Below are 16,472 nucleotides of genomic sequence, written 5' to 3'. Positions count from 1 at the left end.
CGACCCTCGACCGATCAGGGCCAAGGGAGCAAGAGCCATGCTGCATATCCTGCAATCCGCCCCGCCGTCCGCGTCGGACGCGGCGCTGCGCGCGATGTTCGCCGCGCGCAAGTCGGTCTTCGTCGACCTGCTCAAATGGGACGTCCCGGTCCTCGAAGGTCGCTATGAAGTCGACCAGTTCGACGATCTCAACGCCATCTATCTGATTCTCGCCGAACCCGACGGGGCGCATCTGGGCTCGGTGCGTCTGCTGCCGACCATGCGACCGCACATTCTCGACAGCCTCTATCCGGGCCTGTGCGAGGACGCGCCGCCGCGCGCGCCGGACATCTACGAGATCACCCGCTTCTGCCTCGACCGCCGGCTGCGCGCGATCGAGCGCCGTACGGTGCGCGACACGCTGGTGACCGCGCTCGTCGATCATGCGCTGGACCACGGCATCACCGGCTACAGCGCAATCGCCGAAATGGGCTGGTTCCAGCAGATCCTCGCCTTCGGCTGGCGCTGCCGTCCGCTCGGGCTGCCCCGGCTGGTCAATGGCGCGATGCTGGCGGCGCTGCGCATCGACATCGCCCCCGACACGCCCGGCCTGCTCGCCGCGGCGGGCATCCAGGCGACACCGGCCATCCGGGACAGCCGGCGCATCGCGGCCTGACGCAAGGAGAACGACGATGATCGACAGGATCGACGACGAGATCGCCCGCAGCACGCGCGACCTTCTCGACCATGGCTGGTGCATCCTTCCCGATGCGCTGCCGCCCGCGCAGGTCCACGCGCTCGATGATGAACTGGCGGGTGATTTCGCGGCGACGCCGTTCGGCCAGGGCGGCTTCTACGGCAGCACCACCAAGCGGTTCGGCCGACTGCTCACGCGTGCGGCCGGCGCCGCGGCGCTGGTCCAGCACCCGCGCATTCTCCGTATCGTCGAGGCCGTGCTCGCGCCCTGGTGCGAGTGCATCCAGCTCAATACGACCCAGGCGATCGCCGTTCATCCCGGCGCACCGGCGCAACTGCCGCATCGCGACCAGGACATGTGGTGCGGGCCGGTCGGCGAGATCGAATATCTCGTCAACGTGATGTGGTCGCTGACCGATTTTACAAAGGAGAACGGCGCCACGCGTATCTGGCCGGAGAGCCACGGTGCGAACGCACTGGCCGAGCCGGGCGGCGCGCCTCTCGCCGCCGAGATGGCTCCCGGCGCGGCGCTTCTGTTCCTCGGCTCGACGCTCCACGGCGCGGGTGCAAACCGCACGCGGGAGGTGCGACGCGGGATCGTGATCGGCTATGCACTGGGCTGGCTCAAGCCCTATGAAAACCAATGGCTCGCCTATCCGCCCGAGGTCGCGCGCGCGTTCCCGTCCGATCTGGCGGCGCTGGTCGGCTATCGCCAGCATCGGCCCAATCTCGGCAATTTCGAGGGGCAATGCCCTTCGGTGCTGCTGGGCGGACGCGCGGACCGGCCACTCGGCGCTGTCGATGCGCTGCGGCCCGACCAGCAGGTGCTGGTCGATGCCTTTGTGCAGGAACAGCGAGACGCGCGGTGAACGCCGGAGCGACCGCCGAACGGGTCCATGAGGCGCTGCGCCTCCGGATCATGAGCCGCGAATTCCGGCCAGGCGACAGGCTCGACCCGGCGGTGCTGGCCGCGCCGCTCGCCGCGAGCGTCACGCCCGTGCGCGACGCGCTCCACAGGCTGACCGGCGAGGGTCTTGTGGAGACGCGCACCGCCGGCGGCTTCCATGTCCCTGCGCTCGATGAACCGGGCCTCGAGGATCTCTATGACTGGTCGGCCGAACTCGTCCTGCTTGCCATCAACGCATGGCGACGCCCGGCCATACTTCCGCCCCTTGGCGACCTCGCGGACGACGCGGCCCTGGCCGACCGGACTGCGGCGACATTTCTGGCCGTCGCCCGCCATTCCGCCAATCGTGAGCATGCGCTCGCGCTCGACCGGCTCAACGCCCGCCTTCATGCCGTCAGGACCGTCGAAGAGCATGTGCTTGAAGGCACACACGCTGAACTGCAGGCGCTGTGGCAGGCCGTCAGGACCGCCGAACGCAAGCACCTGAAAATCCTGTGCCGCAGCTATCATCGCCGCCGCCGCCGCGCTGCCGCCGACATCGTGCGGGCCGTCTACCGCGCGGACTGACGCCCGCCGCCCTGCCAAACAAAATCGATATAGAATCCGTATAAAGTTCGGATAGCCGACCGCCCTCCATAGTCTGCCATGGCTGCATTTCGCAGCAGGACGAAGGAGTGCATCATGGAACGTGAAGACGAAGTGATCGACCTCGGCACCGCAAGCATCGAAACCAAGGGCGGCGCCGGCCTGGTCATCGATGCCAAGAATGGCCAGCAGCTCTTCGGCATTGCCGACGACTGACGGCGTCGGCGCGCGGTCCGATGGGATCGCGCGCCGATCTGGCCTTCGATCCTGGGCGTTCGATCATGGGCTTCACCCTTCGCAATGGCATCTCCTTCTGCCGCGTCGGCGACCGGATCATCTTTCTCGATATCGAGGCAGACCGCTATTTCTGCCTCTCGCGAAGCGCCGAGCACAGCTTCCTGCTGCTCGCGGAAGGCGGCACCCCGCCCCCAGACGATGTGCACGTCCAGGGACTGCTGGCGCGCGGCCTGCTAGTGGCGTCGGCGACTCCGGAGGCACCGGCCGCCTGCCCCCCGATCGTCATGCCGCAGACGAGTCTTCTCGATCTCGACCTTCCGCTGCCTGCCTTCGCCGGGACGACCAGCGCTCTGTGCTGCCTTGCCGCCACGCGCGTACGATTGAAGATGGCGGGTCTCGGCCGGACCCTTTCCTGGCTGTCGACCCGCAAGTCGTGCTTGCCGACGTCCCGTGCCCTGCCGGAGGGGCAGGTAGAGCGGATCATGGCCGGGTTCGTTTCGGCGGCGCACCTTGCCAGCCAGATTGACCTGTGTCTTGCAAACTCCATCGCGGTGGCATCGCGCATGATCGCGAAGGGAATACGGCCCGATGTCGTGCTGGGGGTGCAACTCGGGCCATTTTCCGCCCACTGCTGGGTCCAGCACGAGGACCGGCTCGTCAACGACCGCATCGACATGGTGCGGACCTTCACCCCGATCCTGGTCTTATGATGAGGCGCCGCTTTCTCGCGCTGATCGCGACCAGCGCCGAGCCGCTTCCTCCGGGGCGGATCGACAGGGCGCGCAAGGCCTCGGTGTCGTTCGTGCCGCTGATCGAAACCGACCGCTTCATGCTGTGGAGCGACCACCGGTACGGGATCGCACAGGTTGGCGGCCATGCGATAGTCGGCGAACTGTTCGATCGTGGCAGCACGCGCCCGGAAACCACGCTTGACGATGCGGCATGGACGGCGATCGCCCGGTCGCGAGGCGAGAGACTGATCGAACGCTACTGGGGCAGCTATGTCGCCTTCACGACCAGCGATACCGCCGCCGCCATCATACGGGCGCCCATGGGCGATCAGGGATGTTACCACGCCCGGGTAGGCGGCGTGCTCCTGGTCGCGTCCGATCTCGCCCTGCTGCGGGACCTCGGATGCCGCTTCAGCGTCGATCCCGATGCCCTGGCGCGTCACATCGCCTATCCCGAATGGCGGCGCAGCGAGACCTGCCTCGACGGCGTGGAGGAACTGCGCGGCGGCGATCGCCTGCTCGTCTCGGCGAATGGGGTAGTATACGAGACATTATGGTCGCCCTGGGCCTTCGTCGCTCGGGATCGGATGATCGACGATTCCGGGGAAGCGGCTCGCGCCGTGCGCAACGCCGTGCATCTTACCGCGCGTGCCCGCACCGCCAGCCATGATCGCGCCCTCTTGCTCCTTTCCGGCGGGCTCGATTCGGCGATCGTGGCCGCCAGCCTGAAGGCGACCGGCACCGATGTGATCGGCCTCAACCTCGTCGGCGACGACGCGGCAAGCGACGAAAGGCGCTATGCCGGGATGGTCGCCCGGTCTGCCGGCATCGAACTGCTGACGCGGACATTCGACCTTGACCGCGTCGATGTCCGCCGCTCGGGTGCGGCCCATATGCCCTATCCAGTGCATCGCTGCTTCACGCAGGCGCAGGACGCGGTCGCGGCCGAAACCGCCGAGCTATGCGGAGCCGATATCCTCATCGATGGCGGCGGTGGCGACAATGTCTTCTTCGCTTCGCGCACCGTGTCGATCCTCGCCGACTGCCTCGCCACCGGCGGTCTGGACAAGCGCTTTTGGAGCGCCGCACGGGCACTCGGCGACCTGGGCCAGACCGGGACATGGGCCCTGACCTGGCGCGCGGTGCATCGCGCCTGGCTGCGCTCGCCAGCCCCGCGCCAGCCGCCAGCGATCGACTTCCTGTCTGACGCAGCAAGGGCGATCGTCGAGGACGCTCCTGCCCATCCCTGGTTCACGCCACCCGACGGCGTCCTGCCCGGTCGGGCCAGCCATGTGGCCCTGCTCGCCCCGGCACAGAATATGGTCGAGGCCATCAATGCCCAGGCCCAACAGCGCGCGGTATCGCCACTGGTTTCCCAGCCCGTCGTTGAGGCCTGCCTGCGTGTCCCGAGCTGGAACTGGCTTGCACCCGATCGGGACCGGGCGATCGCACGCAGCGCCTTCGCGCCCGATCTTCCCAAGGCCATCGTGTCGCGTCGATCGAAGGGCACGCCCACCGGGTTCGTCGCGACCATCTTCGACCGGCATCGGCAGACCATTCGCGACATGCTGCTTGGCGGCAAGCTGGCTGACCTTCGTCTCATCGACGAAAGAAAGATTTCACAGCTACTCTTTATGCTTGGTCCGGTTCGAGACCTGCGCTTCGTGCGCATCATGGAACTGGTCGATGCTGAAGCGTGGGCTGCATCCCAAAGCTAGAGGCGGCAATCTCAGACGGTACGTCCATCCAGCAATGCCGAGAGGGGACAAAGGATGGGAGCTACCATGTGCCAGCGTGAAGTCACATTCCGAACTGCGGGCCGTGGTTGGAAGGCGTTGGCGATTGGGCAGCATGTGATCGACCGGTTCAGGCAGCGCTGCGTTTCGAACGGCTTGCCGTATGGCGATTCTCCGGCTCGGGCAGGCCCAGATGCGCGCGAAAGGTTGCGCCCTCATAATCGGTTCGGAACAAGCCGCGCGCCTGCAGAATGGGAACTACCTTGTCGACGAACAGGTCGAGTTGCCCCGGCAGCGGCTCGAAAATGACGAAGCCGTCCGCCGCGCCTTCCTCGAACCAACGCTCGAGGCGATCGGCGACCGTCTCAGGTGATCCGACGAACGCCCCGCGCGGTGTCGCCAGCCGTTCGACCACCTGCCGCAGCGTTAGGTTCTCTGCCCGCACCTCGGCGAGGATACGCAGCGTGGCGCTCTGCTGGCTGTCAAACCCGATATGCGCCACGTCCGGGAAGGGCGCGTCGAGATCATATTGACGGAAGTCATGGTCGTTGAAGGTGCGCGACAGGAAGCCAAGGCCCGTGTCGATCGATTCCAGCGCCGCCAATTCGCGATAGCGGGCCTCCGCTTCCTCTTCCGTATCGCCGATGATCGGCGCGATGCCCGGCAGCACGAACAACAGGTCGGGATCGCGGCCGAAGCCCTTGGCCCGCGCCTTCACATCGGCGAGATAGGCCTGGCCGTCCTCTTTGGTCGGCGCATGGGTGAAGATCACTTCGGCATGGCGCGCGGCGAAGCTGCGTCCGTCGTCGGACGCGCCGGCCTGGAAGATGACAGGCTGACCCTGCGGCGTGCGCTTGATGTTGAGCGGCCCGCGCACCTGAAAATACTCGCCCTTGTGTTCCAGCCGATGCAGCTTGTTAGGATCGACGAACTGGCCGCTCTCCTTATCGGCGACATGCGCACCCTTCTCCCAGCTGTCCCATAGCCCCTTCACCACGTCGAGATATTCAGCGGCGATCTTGTAGCGGGTTGCATGGGCGGGATGCTCGGTCCTGCTGAAATTGGCCGCCGTATCCCCAAGCCAGGACGTGACGACATTCCAGCCGGCGCGTCCGCCACTCAGATGATCGAGCGAGGCGAACTGGCGGGCGACGTTGAACGGCTCGGAATAGCTGACTGTCAGCGTCGCGACGAGGCCGATGCGCGATGTCGTGGCGGCAAGCGCCGACAATATGGTGATCGGCTCGAACCGATTGAGATAATGGGGGCTGGATTTCTCGGTGATCGACAGGCTGTCGGCGACGAAGAGGAAATCGAACTTGCCGCGTTCCGCCGTCGCGGCCTGCTTTTGATAATAGGACAAGCTGGTGCTGGCGTTCACTTCGCGGTCGGGGTGCCGCCAATCGTTCCAGGTGCGGCCGACGCCGTGCAGGATGAAGCCGAGTTTGATGTGCGGGGATTTGGCCATGGCCGGTCCTTGATGCAGGAAAAGAGGAGGATGAGCCGACCCCATCTAGGCCAGCGCTTGGTCGGCAACCAACGCAATGTCCTCATGCGCATATGAATTGAGCAAATACCCCTTGATGTTGTTTCTGCCGCGCTGATGTTGGCCTGCGGCATCCCGCATGAGGAGACAGAATGACAACGTCCGCTCGCACCCCGGCGCATCCGATTGAGCCCTTGTTCACCAAGCGCTGGTCGCCGCGCGCCTATGACGGCTCGTCGATTCCCCAAGCTGCCCTGGACAGCATATTCGAGGCAGCACGCTGGGCGCCGTCCGCCTTCAATTATCAGCCTTGGCGGTTCGTCTACGCCCATCGGGGCAGACCCGATTGGCAGCGCTTTATGGACCCGCTGCTTCCTTTCAACCAGAGCTGGGCTAAGAATGCCGCCGTGCTGCTGTATCTTCTGTCCGATACGCTGATGGAACAGGGTCCGGGGTCGGATCCCAAGGCGTCATACAGCCACAGCTTCGATGTCGGCGCGGCCTGGGCTCTGATCGCGTTGCAGGCGACGAGATTGGGCTATCATGCTCATGGCATGACCGGCGTCGATTTCGACGCGGCGCGGATCGCGCTGAATGCGCCGGAGCGGTTTCGGATCGAGGCGGCAGTGGCGATCGGACGACAAGGCGACAAGGCCAGCCTACCCGAGGCCCTGCGAGAGCGGGAAGTCCCCAGCGGTCGCAAGCCGATCGAGGCGTTCACGTTCGCTGGCGCGTTCCCGGGCTGACCCGTCCCGCGCCGCCGGGCGAGGGCGCGGCTGGCCTACAGACCGGCGGCTTCAACCCAATGGGCGTTGCTGATGTCCCGGGCGAGCGTCCAGACCTGCCGCCTGATGTCTGGCACGGCGACGATTTCCCAATGCGCGCCGCGCGTCATTGGGCCGACGACACGGAGGCGATCCCGTGCCTCGCCACCCGCGCCGATCGCCCGGCACTGGCGATCCACGTCAATGCCGATCGCCAAGGAATCAGGCCGGATCGCGCTCTGGCTCGCCAGCGCGCGAAGCAGTTGGTCACGCGTGCGGCCGAGGTCGCCGAGCGGACCTGTGCAATTGACCACACGCGCGAAATGCCGCCAAGCCACCGCATCGCTGCCCCGAGAGCGCAACGCAACCGCGATTCGCGCCCCGTCCGGTCTTGCTTCCATGACCTTTGCGGCGGCGATCTCCAGACGCCCGGCGGCCCGCATCCCCGCCAGCCTGTCCGCTACCGCAGGCGCGATGCGATGTCGGTGCACATCCCAATAGGGACGCAGATGGCGCAGGAAGCGCGCACGGTCGGAGGCATCGGCGGCACGCCACATATCCTGAGTAAAGGGCCGCAATTCGTCCACCGCCGCGCGCCAGCCAACCGCGTCCGCGCGCGCACGCACACGCCGCACCAGCGCCGAGGCGGAGCCGTTCGGCCGCTCCGACAGGCCGGGCGCCGCCTGCGCCGGTGCATGGGCGCGGGGCAGCAGCCCGCGCCGTGACACCGCCACGATCGGCCCCGCAAAGCCAGCCGTGTCGAAGCTGAGCGCGCAATCCACCGCTGTCAGGCCGGTGCCCAACAGCAGCACCTGATCCTCCGGCCCCAATCCATCGGCCAGCCCCAGCGCCCAGGGATCATCGGCATAGGTGGGATGGGCAATGCCGGCAAAGGCGGGCAGGGCGTGCGGCGGCAGGTTGCCCGGTGCTAACACTGCGATGTCCGCCTTCACTTGCGCACCGGTGGCGAGGCGCACTGTCGCTGCCCCGTCCGACACCCTGAGATCGACGGCTTCCGCCTCCACCAGCCGCAGCCGTGCCCCGGCAGCAGCCTTGGCGGCCTCCAGCAGGTCGCGAAGGTAGAGGCCGTAAGTTTGCCGCGTGGCGAAGCTCGCATCCTGTCCTGCGGCCCGCGTCCTCAGCCAGTCGGCGAAGTGGCCAGGTTCGTCAGGCAGCGCGCTCATATTGGCGGCGCGGACGTTGAGAATATGGTCGTGCTGCGCGGCGCCATAAGCGAGCCCGCGCCCGAAGCGGTCGCCTCGCCGTTCGATCAACGTGACGCGCACTGCGCCATGGCGCAGCAGATTGATCGCCAGCAGCGTGCCGGAAAAGCCGCCGCCAACGATGGCGACATGATTGGCGCTCAGCATGGATCAAGCATTTCTAATGGTTTGGGCAGCATTGCTTGTGGGACATATCTCTACTTACTCAATAGATAAATAGCCTCAATTCGATTTTCTGGAGCTGCGTTGTCATGACCCCTCTACAACCCCTGATCGCCGGATGGCGGCGCTGGAAGGCGGCGGCGGCGCGCGAGTTTCTGCGCGATCCCAACGTCATCCTGTTCGACCGCGCGCCCGAATCCGCGCCGGCCGCGACAAGCGCCCGTGGCGGCTGAGGGTCTTTCCCGCCGGTTGATGCTGGGCGGCGGCGCAGCCTCCTGCCTGCTGCTCGCCGCCTGCGGATCGGGCAAGGCGGGCCGCCCCACGCTGCGCGTGTCCATCACCGGCAAGGGCGATGGCGATTCGCGGCTGCTCTTCAAATCCGCCAGCATAAAGCCCGAAGGCTTCGACATCGCCTATAACGAGTTCCAGTCGGGCCATCTCGTGGTCGAGGCGCTGAATGGCGGCTCGCTCGACTATGGCGGGATGAGCGAGATCCCGCCGATCTTCGCCGCCGCTTCGACCATCCAGAGCTTCCGCCAGATCGCGGTCGCGCATGGCGACGTCAACAATCAGGTCGTGCTGGTGCCGCAGGGTTCGACCGCCAGGAGCATCGCCGACCTCAAGGGCAAGCGCGTCGGCTATGTCCGCGCCACCACCTCGCAATATTTCCTCATCCGGATGCTGGAGGAGGTTGGCCTGGGCTGGGACGATATCAAGCCGGTGGCGATGGGCGTGACCGACGGCGCGGCGGCCTTTTCCCAGGGCGCCCTCGACGCCTGGGCGATCTACGGCTTTCCGATCCAGCGCGCGATCGCGACCGAAGGCGCGCGCATTCTGCGCACCGCCTACGGCATCCTTTCGGGCAATTATCTGGTGGCCGCGCATGTCGACGCGCTCGCCGATCCCGACAAGGCGAAACTGATCGCCGACTATCTCGGCCTTGCCCAGAAAGCTTATGCCTGGGCCGCGGCGCATCAGGATGAGTGGGCGGTCATCGTGTCCAGGGATATCGGCGTGCCGCTCGCCTATGTGCAGGATCAGTTCAAGCGCAAGAGCGACGTGTACGAACTGCGCCCGGTCACGCCTGAGGCCATCGCGTCGCAGCAGAAAGTCGCCGACCTCTTCTACGCCCAGAAGCTGCTGCCCAAGCCGGTCGATGTCCGCCCGCTCTGGGACGACCGCTTCAATTCCGCTATTCCGAAAAGAGGCTGACCATCATGGCAACCCGTCTCGCCACGCCCGACAGCGCCCCGTCTACGATCACCGCCGACTATCTCGACTGGCTGACGCGCGAACTCGCGTCGCACGCCGAAGCCTATGACCGCAGCGGCGAATTTCCCCGCGCGCCCTTCGACCTGCTGGCGCACGAGGGACTGATCGGCCTCACCGTCCGGCCGGAACTGGGCGGGCGCGGCGCGAACCTTTCGGAAGCCCTGCGCGTGCTCGCCGCCGTGGCGAAGGGCGAGCCCTCTACCGCGCTCATCCTCTTCATGACCTATCATTATCACGCCAACCCGCTCCGCGCGCAGGGCTGGCCCGCCGCGATCTACGAGCGGCTGGCGGCCGATGCGGTCGCGGGCCGGGGCCTCATCGGCGGGCTGCGCGTCGAACCCGAACTCGGCACCCCTGTTCGAGGCGGCCTGCCGGCAACGATCGCGCGGCGCACGGCTGACGGCTGGGCGATCAGCGGCACCAAAATCTATTCGACCGGATCGACCGGGCTGGACTGGTATTCGGTCTGGGCTAAGACCGACGAGGAAAATCCGCGTGTCGGCAATTTCCTGGTGAAGGCCGGCAGCCCCGGCGTGACGATCGAACCCGCCTGGGATCATCTGGGGATGCGCGCGACCGTCAGTCACGCCGTCCATTTCGCCGACACGCCGACCCCGCTCGACCATGCGGTGGACGTGCGCCTGCCGGAACAATGGGCGGCAGCTGCGGGCGACCCCAGCCTCGCCATCTGGAATGCGCTCGCCATCTCGACCATCTATGATGGCGTGGCGCGCGCGGCCCGCGATTGGCTGGCGACCTATCTCAACGATCGCGTACCGTCCAATCTCGGCGCGTCGCTCGCCACCCTGCCGCGCGTGCAGGAGAAATTCGGCAAGATCGAAGCGCTGCTTCAGGTCAACGCGACGCTGATCCGCGACGCCGCCGCGCGCTACGACGCTGGCGATCAGCCGGGCGCGGCCGCGGTCAACAGCATCAAATATGTCGCGACCGCCAACGCGATCCGCGCGGTCGAGATCGGCCTGGAACTTACTGGCAATCCCGGCCTCAGCCGCCACAACCCGCTCGAACGCCATTATCGCGACGTGCTGTGCAGCCGCATCCATTCGCCTCAGACCGACACGATCCTTGTCGCGGCCGGCCGCGCGGCTTTGGGACAATAGCCATGTCGCTCGTCATCGCCAGCCAGCTCGACGCCGATTTCAACAAGGGGCTCGGCCAACATCCCATCGCCCCGGTCGTGATCGACGTAGCGGAGGATGAGCCCTGGACCGCCGCTGCGGAAGCCGACCTGCTGCTGGTCCGCCCGACGCCCGCATGGCGGCAGCCCCCGGCGGCGCGCCCCTCGCTCTGGCCGGGCCGCTTGAAATGGGTCTATAGCGCGTCCGCCGGCGTCGATTTCTATCCCGAATGGCTGCTGGACGCGCCGCTCGTCACCTGCGGGCGCGGCGTCGCGTCGGACGAGATCGCCGACTATGTTATCGCCGCCCTCTACGCCCATGCCAAGAATCTGGAGGCGGTGACGGTGCGGTCTCGCGCCGACTGGAAGCAGGCGCCGTTGGGGCGCGTCTCTGGCACGACCGTCGGCATTGTCGGGCTGGGCGCGATCGGGCAGGCGGTGGCGCGGCGGGTTCTGGCGCTCGGCGCCCAGGTAGTGGCGCTGCGCCGATCGGGCGCGCAGGCCGGGATCAACGGGGTCGAGCTGCTCAACGACCTGCCCGCCCTGGTCGCCCGCGCCGACCATGTCGTCATCGCCGTGCCCGGCACGCCCCAGACCCGCCATCTCTTCGACGACCGTCTGCTCTCGCAGGTTAAGCCCGGCGCGCACATCATCAACGTCGCGCGCGGCTCGGTGCTGGATCAGGATGCGCTGATCCGCGCGCTCGACCGGGCGGACGGGCCGGGTTTCGCCACGCTCGATGTCACCGATCCCGAGCCTTTGCCCGAAGGCCATCCGCTCTACACCCATCCCAAGGTTCGCCTGACGCCGCATATCTCCAGCAACTATACGCTAGTGCGGCACCGGCTGCTGGAAAAGGTCCGCGACGACATCAGCCGCTTCGTGCGCGGCGAGACGCCGTCCGACGTGGTCGATCCCGCGCGCGGCTATTGATGCGGCAGGCGCATCACAGCGCCTGCACCGTCTCCCGCGCCAGTTCCGCGAGCCGCTGCGCCGCGCTGTCCAGCTTGTCGCCCGCGCGCAGGATCGCGGCGACGCGCGGCAATTCGGGCAAGCGCTCATGCGTCAGCGTCGATTCCTCGCCAATGAAGAGGTGCGTGCGGCAGGTGATGCCGAGCCCCGCGCCGACTGCGGCCTTGAGCGTCGCGAGATTGGGCGTCTCCACCGCGATCCGCCATTGCAGGCCCGCATCCTCCAGCCCCCGTATCGCCGCCTCGCGGAAGCGGCAGGGCTCCTCCAGTACGGCGAGGGGAATGATGCTGCGATCGGCCAGCGCCGGCTCTCCATACCAGGCCATCGGCGCGACCGTCACCGCATGGGCGTCATTGGGCGCGGCGAAACCCAGCAATATGTCCAGCTCGCGCCGGTCGAGCAGCGCCTGCAACTCCGCCGTCCCGGCCACCCGTGCATAGATTTGCGCGTCGGGGTGCAGCTCCGAAAAGCGCGAGAGCAGCCCCGACAGCAACGTATCGGCGAAATCCTGCACCATCCCGATCCGCGCCGGCCCGGCAAAGCGCCCGGCGCTCACCGCCGCGACAGCCTCGTCATGCAGCAGCAACACGCGCCGCGCATAATCGAGCATCACCTCGCCCGCCGGCGTCAGGTTGAGCCTCCGCCCTTCGCGCAGGAACAGGGTCTGCTGCACCAGCTCCTCCAGCCGCTTGATCTGGAGGCTGAGCGCCGACTGCGTGACGAACACCTGCTCCGACGCATTCAGCATCGAACCGGTATCGACGATCGCGACGAAGCTGCGCAGCAAATTGGTGGGCAGGTTGACCGGCATGGCAGGCCTTTCTTGGAAGGGATGCGGGGAGGAGCCGACCCAGCGGAGGGAATAGGCAACCCCTTATCGCGATGCCGATATATCAATCAAAATAGTAGAGATTTCGCCGGATCAACTAAATCTTGGCGTTGGCCCATCCCGCCCCGCACCTGACGATTTTCCGCGCCGCAGCGAGCCAATTGCGCGCCCGGCCGAGCCATATGACCACGGCTCATAGATCGGCCAACAAAAACTTAATTGAATTGGTAGAGAATACATGATGGGCTTTCCGGACCTGGACAAGGACTGGATATGGCAAGCTTGGCGATCGAACATTCACACGGCGCAGAACGGAGCCGGCGGCCCTTTTCACTGTCGCGCTTCGGCGGGCGCTGGCTCTCGCCGGTGCTGCTCCTCTTCCTCTGGGAGTTGGGCTCGCGCAGCGGCCTGATACCGGAACGCACGCTTGCCGCGCCCTCGGCGGTGATCGGCACGCTCATCGACATGGTGATCTCGGGCGAGCTGCCATCCAATCTTCTCGTCTCCTTCGCCCGAGTCGCCGCCGGGCTGCTCATCGGCGTCGGCCTGGGTCTGGCGCTCGGCCTCGTCGCCGGCCTCTCGCGCGCCGGGGAACTGGCGGTCGATCCGCTCATGCAGATCAAGCGCACCATCCCCGCGCTCGCGCTGACCCCGCTCTTCATCGTCTGGTTCGGCATCGGCGAAACCCCCAAGGTCGCGCTGATTGCCTTCGCCACCATCTTTCCAGTCTATCTCAACCTCTACAGCGGCATCCGCAGCGTCGACCTGCGCCTGCTCGACGCCGCCAAGAGCTTCGGCCTCAGCCGCGCCGAGCAGATATGGCACGTCGTCCTGCCTTCCGCGCTGCCCTCGCTGCTGGTGGGGCTGCGCTACGCCCTCTCCGTCTCGATCCTCGTCCTCGTGGTGGCGGAGCAGATCAACGCCTCGGCGGGTCTCGGCTACCTCATCAACAATGCCCGCGATTTCATGCGGACTGACATCATCGTCGTCTGCCTGATGGTCTACGCCATCCTCGGCCTTGGCGCCGACTGGCTGGTCCGCGCCATCGAAGCCCGCGCCCTTATCTGGCGCCCCAGCATAGTGGAGCAATAAGCATGGACGCTCGCCTCGGCTTTACCACGGTGAACTCCTCCGTCCACCAGCCCCAGCCCGAACCGGTCGTGCGCCTGCGCGGCTTCACCCGCCGCTTCGGCGCGAACACGATCATCGATGGGCTCGATCTCGACATCGCGCCGGGTGAGTTCATCGCCCTCCTCGGGCGCTCGGGGTCAGGCAAGACGACATTGCTACGTACCCTTGCGGGTCTAGATGAGGTACGCAGCCAGGACGTGGAAGTGCCCGACAGCCGTGCCGTCGTCTTCCAGGATGCGCGCCTCCTGCCGTGGAAGCCGGTCTGGAAGAATGTCGGACTCGGCCTGAACGGAGACATCCGCCCGCGCGCCGAAGCGGCGCTCCGGGAAGTCGGCCTCGGCCATCGTCTGGACGCCTGGCCACTCACTCTATCGGGCGGTGAAGCGCAGCGCGCAGCGCTCGCCCGCGCGCTGGTGCGCGAGCCCAAGCTGCTGCTGCTCGACGAACCCTTCGCCGCGCTCGACGCGCTGACCCGCTACCGGATGCACGACCTCGTCCTCTCGCTCTGGCGGGCGCATCGCCCGGCCGTGCTGATCGTCACCCATGATGTCGAGGAAGCGATCGCGCTCGCCGACCGGGTGCTGGTCCTAGACCAGGGCCGCATCGTCGCCGAAGAACGCATCACCGCCCCGCGCGGCGAACGCGCCAGCTTCTCCGCCCGCCTGCGCGAAAAGCTGCTGTCCACCCTGGGCGGCGACGATCATGGCGTCGTCCCCTTCGCGACCGCGCTGGAAGCGGCCGAATGACGGCAGTCGCCACCCTCGAACGGCCGATCGACACCACCCGCCTGCGCGGTTTCGTCACTGCCTTCGCCGATCTGCTTGCGGCAACGCGCGACGAGCAGGCCATCCTCGACAGCGGCAGCGCCTTGCTGGCCCGCCTGATCGCCAGCGACGACTGGCTGCCGGAAGAGTTCGCTCAACCCAACCCCGAGCGCTACCAGCAATATCTGCTCCATTGCGACAGCCGCGAACGCTTCAGCGTCGTCAGCTTCGTCTGGGGGCCGGGTCAGTCCACGCCGATCCACGACCACAGCGTCTGGGGCCTCGTCGGCGTCCTGCGCGGCGTTGAGAAAGTGGAGCGCTTTGGCCGTCTGCCTTCGGGCGCACTGGCGGCGCAGGGCGAGGAACTGCTCCGCGCCGGGGAAGTGGACGCCGTTTCACCGCGCATCGGTGACATCCATCGCGTGACCAACGGCCTTGCCGACCGCCCCTCCGTCAGCATCCATGTCTATGGCGCCAATATCGGCGCTGTGGAGCGGGCGACCTACGCGCCGGACGGCACTCCTAAATCCTTCATCTCGGGATACGCCAACCGCGTCATCCCCAACCTCTGGGACAGATCGAGACAATCATGACCACCGACATTCTTGACCGCATCCAGGTTGCCACCCCGCAAGACATCCGCCGCGCGCTGATGATCGGCAGCGAGATCGCGCTGATCGACGTGCGCGAGGAACATGAGTTCGCGCAAGGGCACCCGCTCTTCGCAGCGCAGATCCCGCTCCGCCGCATCGATGAGGAAGCGCGCTGGCGCATCCCCCGGCTCGACACGCCGATCGTCGTTTATGACAATGGCGAAGGGCTGGCGCGCAAGGCCGCTGTGCGTTTTGAGGCGCTCGGCTACACCGACGTGCGCGAGCTGGAAGGCGGCCTTTCTGGCTGGCGCGAGGCCGGTTATGAACTGTTCGAGGACGTCAACAGCTATAGCAAGGCGTTCGGCGAACTGGTCGAGCATCGCCGCCATACCCCCAGCCTGCCGGCCGAGGAAGTGCAGGCGCTGATCCGCGAGAAGGCCGACGTCAAGATCCTCGATGCGCGCCGCTACGACGAATATAACACGATGAGCATCCCGACCGGCACCAGCGTGCCCGGCGCGGAACTGGTGCTGCGCGTGCAGACGGTCGCGCCTGATCCCGACACCACGATCATCGTCAACTGCGCCGGCCGCACGCGATCGATCATCGGAGCCCAGTCGCTGGTCAATGCCGGCATCCCGAACAAGGTCTATGCCCTTCGCAACGGTACGATCGGCTGGACGCTCGCGGGGCAAGAGCTGGAAACCGGGCAAACCCGCGCCGCGCCCGAAGTGGACGACGCGGCAACGGACGAAGCGCGCGCCCACGCCCGCGATGTCGCCTATCGCGCCGGCGTCAAGCGGATCGGCTGGCAGGAACTGGAGGCGCTCCAGGCGGAGACGGGCCGGACCCTTTATCTCTACGACGTGCGCCAGCCCCGCGAATATGAAAGCGGACACCTCCCCGGCTTCCGCAACGCGCAGGGTGGTCAGCTGGTGCAGGAAACCGACCATAACGCCCCGGTGCGCGGCGCACGCATCGTTGTCACCGACCCCACCGGCGTCCGCGCCGACATGACCGCCTCCTGGCTCGCCCAGCTTGGGTGGGAGGTCTATGTCCTCGACATCGACTGGTCCGCCGCCACGCTGGAGCGCGGCCCCGACAGCGCGCCACCGCCGCGTGGCCCGGAGGGTCGCTACAAGCGCCCCTATGAAGGCACCGACAACAAGGCCGCCGCGATGCAGGCCTATCTCGACTGGGAATATGGCCTCGTCGCCCAGCTGGAGCGCGACGGCACCCACGGCTTCTACGTCATCTAATTTTTTGC

The 16,472-nt window shown here is 66.7% G+C and carries 18 protein-coding genes; 15 read left to right on the top strand and 3 right to left on the bottom strand.

Annotated features, from left to right (window positions below):
* Positions 1-37 precede the first annotated feature (37 nt).
* From MRBLMA1_RS14675 to MRBLMA1_RS14650, 6 genes are all read left to right on the top strand, one after another.
* Positions 38-655 carry an acyl-homoserine-lactone synthase gene (locus tag MRBLMA1_RS14675; protein ID WP_363737595.1) on the top strand — a complete coding sequence of 206 codons (618 nt, stop codon included), beginning with the start codon at positions 38-40 and terminating at the stop codon, positions 653-655.
* A gap of 16 nt (positions 656-671) precedes the next feature.
* Positions 672-1,544, top strand: a complete 873-nt coding sequence (locus tag MRBLMA1_RS14670) for a phytanoyl-CoA dioxygenase family protein (RefSeq protein WP_363737593.1) — start codon at positions 672-674, stop codon at positions 1,542-1,544.
* Positions 1,541-2,149: a GntR family transcriptional regulator gene (locus MRBLMA1_RS14665; protein ID WP_363737592.1), complete on the top strand. Its 609-nt coding sequence runs from the start codon at positions 1,541-1,543 to the stop codon at positions 2,147-2,149. The genes MRBLMA1_RS14670 and MRBLMA1_RS14665 overlap by 4 nt, the downstream gene beginning before the upstream one ends.
* Before the next feature lie 114 nt (positions 2,150-2,263).
* A complete protein-coding gene (locus tag MRBLMA1_RS14660; protein WP_129927693.1) occupies positions 2,264-2,383 on the top strand; it encodes a benenodin family lasso peptide in 120 nt (39 codons plus the stop codon).
* A 20-nt stretch (positions 2,384-2,403) separates the two neighbouring features.
* Positions 2,404-3,114, top strand: coding sequence for a lasso peptide biosynthesis B2 protein (locus MRBLMA1_RS14655; protein WP_363737591.1), 711 nt, complete (start codon positions 2,404-2,406; stop codon positions 3,112-3,114).
* Entirely contained in the window at positions 3,111-4,853 is a 1,743-nt protein-coding gene (locus MRBLMA1_RS14650) for an asparagine synthase-related protein (protein ID WP_363737590.1), read from the top strand. Before MRBLMA1_RS14655 ends, MRBLMA1_RS14650 begins: the two co-directional genes overlap by 4 nt.
* A gap of 148 nt (positions 4,854-5,001) precedes the next feature.
* On the opposite strand, the gene MRBLMA1_RS14645 is transcribed toward MRBLMA1_RS14650, so the two are convergent.
* Positions 5,002-6,339 (bottom strand): LLM class flavin-dependent oxidoreductase, encoded by a 1,338-nt coding sequence (locus tag MRBLMA1_RS14645; RefSeq protein ID WP_133652520.1) that lies wholly within the window; start codon positions 6,337-6,339, stop codon positions 5,002-5,004.
* A gap of 170 nt (positions 6,340-6,509) precedes the next feature.
* Between MRBLMA1_RS14645 and MRBLMA1_RS14640 the strand changes: the two genes are divergently transcribed.
* Entirely contained in the window at positions 6,510-7,103 is a 594-nt protein-coding gene (locus tag MRBLMA1_RS14640) for a nitroreductase family protein (RefSeq protein ID WP_133652519.1), read from the top strand.
* A 35-nt stretch (positions 7,104-7,138) separates the two neighbouring features.
* Here MRBLMA1_RS14640 and MRBLMA1_RS14635 read toward each other — a convergent pair whose 3' ends face one another.
* A complete protein-coding gene (locus MRBLMA1_RS14635; protein WP_363737588.1) occupies positions 7,139-8,491 on the bottom strand; it encodes an FAD/NAD(P)-binding protein in 1,353 nt (450 codons plus the stop codon).
* Between the two features lie 104 nt (positions 8,492-8,595).
* On the opposite strand from MRBLMA1_RS14635, the gene MRBLMA1_RS14630 reads away from it, so the two are divergent.
* From MRBLMA1_RS14630 to MRBLMA1_RS14615, 4 genes are read left to right on the top strand one after another with little or no spacing between them, the layout of a single operon-like run.
* Positions 8,596-8,739 carry a hypothetical protein gene (locus MRBLMA1_RS14630; RefSeq protein WP_166666323.1) on the top strand — a complete coding sequence of 48 codons (144 nt, stop codon included), beginning with the start codon at positions 8,596-8,598 and terminating at the stop codon, positions 8,737-8,739.
* Positions 8,729-9,718 (top strand): ABC transporter substrate-binding protein, encoded by a 990-nt coding sequence (locus tag MRBLMA1_RS14625; RefSeq protein WP_363737587.1) that lies wholly within the window; start codon positions 8,729-8,731, stop codon positions 9,716-9,718. The genes MRBLMA1_RS14630 and MRBLMA1_RS14625 overlap by 11 nt, the downstream gene beginning before the upstream one ends.
* Before the next feature lie 5 nt (positions 9,719-9,723).
* A complete protein-coding gene (locus MRBLMA1_RS14620; RefSeq protein ID WP_363737585.1) occupies positions 9,724-10,899 on the top strand; it encodes an acyl-CoA dehydrogenase family protein in 1,176 nt (391 codons plus the stop codon).
* A gap of 2 nt (positions 10,900-10,901) precedes the next feature.
* Positions 10,902-11,849: a D-isomer specific 2-hydroxyacid dehydrogenase family protein gene (locus MRBLMA1_RS14615; protein WP_363737583.1), complete on the top strand. Its 948-nt coding sequence runs from the start codon at positions 10,902-10,904 to the stop codon at positions 11,847-11,849.
* A gap of 13 nt (positions 11,850-11,862) precedes the next feature.
* Here MRBLMA1_RS14615 and MRBLMA1_RS14610 read toward each other — a convergent pair whose 3' ends face one another.
* The gene (locus tag MRBLMA1_RS14610; protein WP_363737581.1) at positions 11,863-12,699 is read right to left on the bottom strand and encodes a LysR substrate-binding domain-containing protein; all 837 of its coding nucleotides are present in this window, start codon (positions 12,697-12,699) and stop codon (positions 11,863-11,865) included.
* Between the two features lie 291 nt (positions 12,700-12,990).
* Here MRBLMA1_RS14610 and MRBLMA1_RS14605 point away from each other — a divergent pair, with 291 nt between their 5' ends.
* Genes MRBLMA1_RS14605 through MRBLMA1_RS14590 form a run of 4 tightly spaced genes read left to right on the top strand, consistent with a single transcriptional unit; the run spans position 12,991 to position 16,464 of the window.
* The gene (locus MRBLMA1_RS14605; protein ID WP_133652513.1) at positions 12,991-13,809 is read left to right on the top strand and encodes an ABC transporter permease; all 819 of its coding nucleotides are present in this window, start codon (positions 12,991-12,993) and stop codon (positions 13,807-13,809) included.
* A 2-nt stretch (positions 13,810-13,811) separates the two neighbouring features.
* Positions 13,812-14,594, top strand: a complete 783-nt coding sequence (locus tag MRBLMA1_RS14600; protein WP_363737579.1) for an ABC transporter ATP-binding protein — start codon at positions 13,812-13,814, stop codon at positions 14,592-14,594.
* The gene (locus MRBLMA1_RS14595) at positions 14,591-15,205 is read left to right on the top strand and encodes a cysteine dioxygenase (RefSeq protein ID WP_133652511.1); all 615 of its coding nucleotides are present in this window, start codon (positions 14,591-14,593) and stop codon (positions 15,203-15,205) included. The genes MRBLMA1_RS14600 and MRBLMA1_RS14595 overlap by 4 nt, the downstream gene beginning before the upstream one ends.
* Positions 15,202-16,464: a rhodanese-like domain-containing protein gene (locus tag MRBLMA1_RS14590; RefSeq protein WP_363737576.1), complete on the top strand. Its 1,263-nt coding sequence runs from the start codon at positions 15,202-15,204 to the stop codon at positions 16,462-16,464. Before MRBLMA1_RS14595 ends, MRBLMA1_RS14590 begins: the two co-directional genes overlap by 4 nt.
* Positions 16,465-16,472 lie beyond the last annotated feature (8 nt).

The sequence above is a fragment of the Sphingobium sp. LMA1-1-1.1 genome (assembly GCF_040676365.1).
Taxonomy (GTDB): Bacteria; Pseudomonadota; Alphaproteobacteria; order Sphingomonadales; family Sphingomonadaceae; genus Sphingobium.
This window is presented reverse-complemented; position numbering and strand designations above follow the sequence as displayed.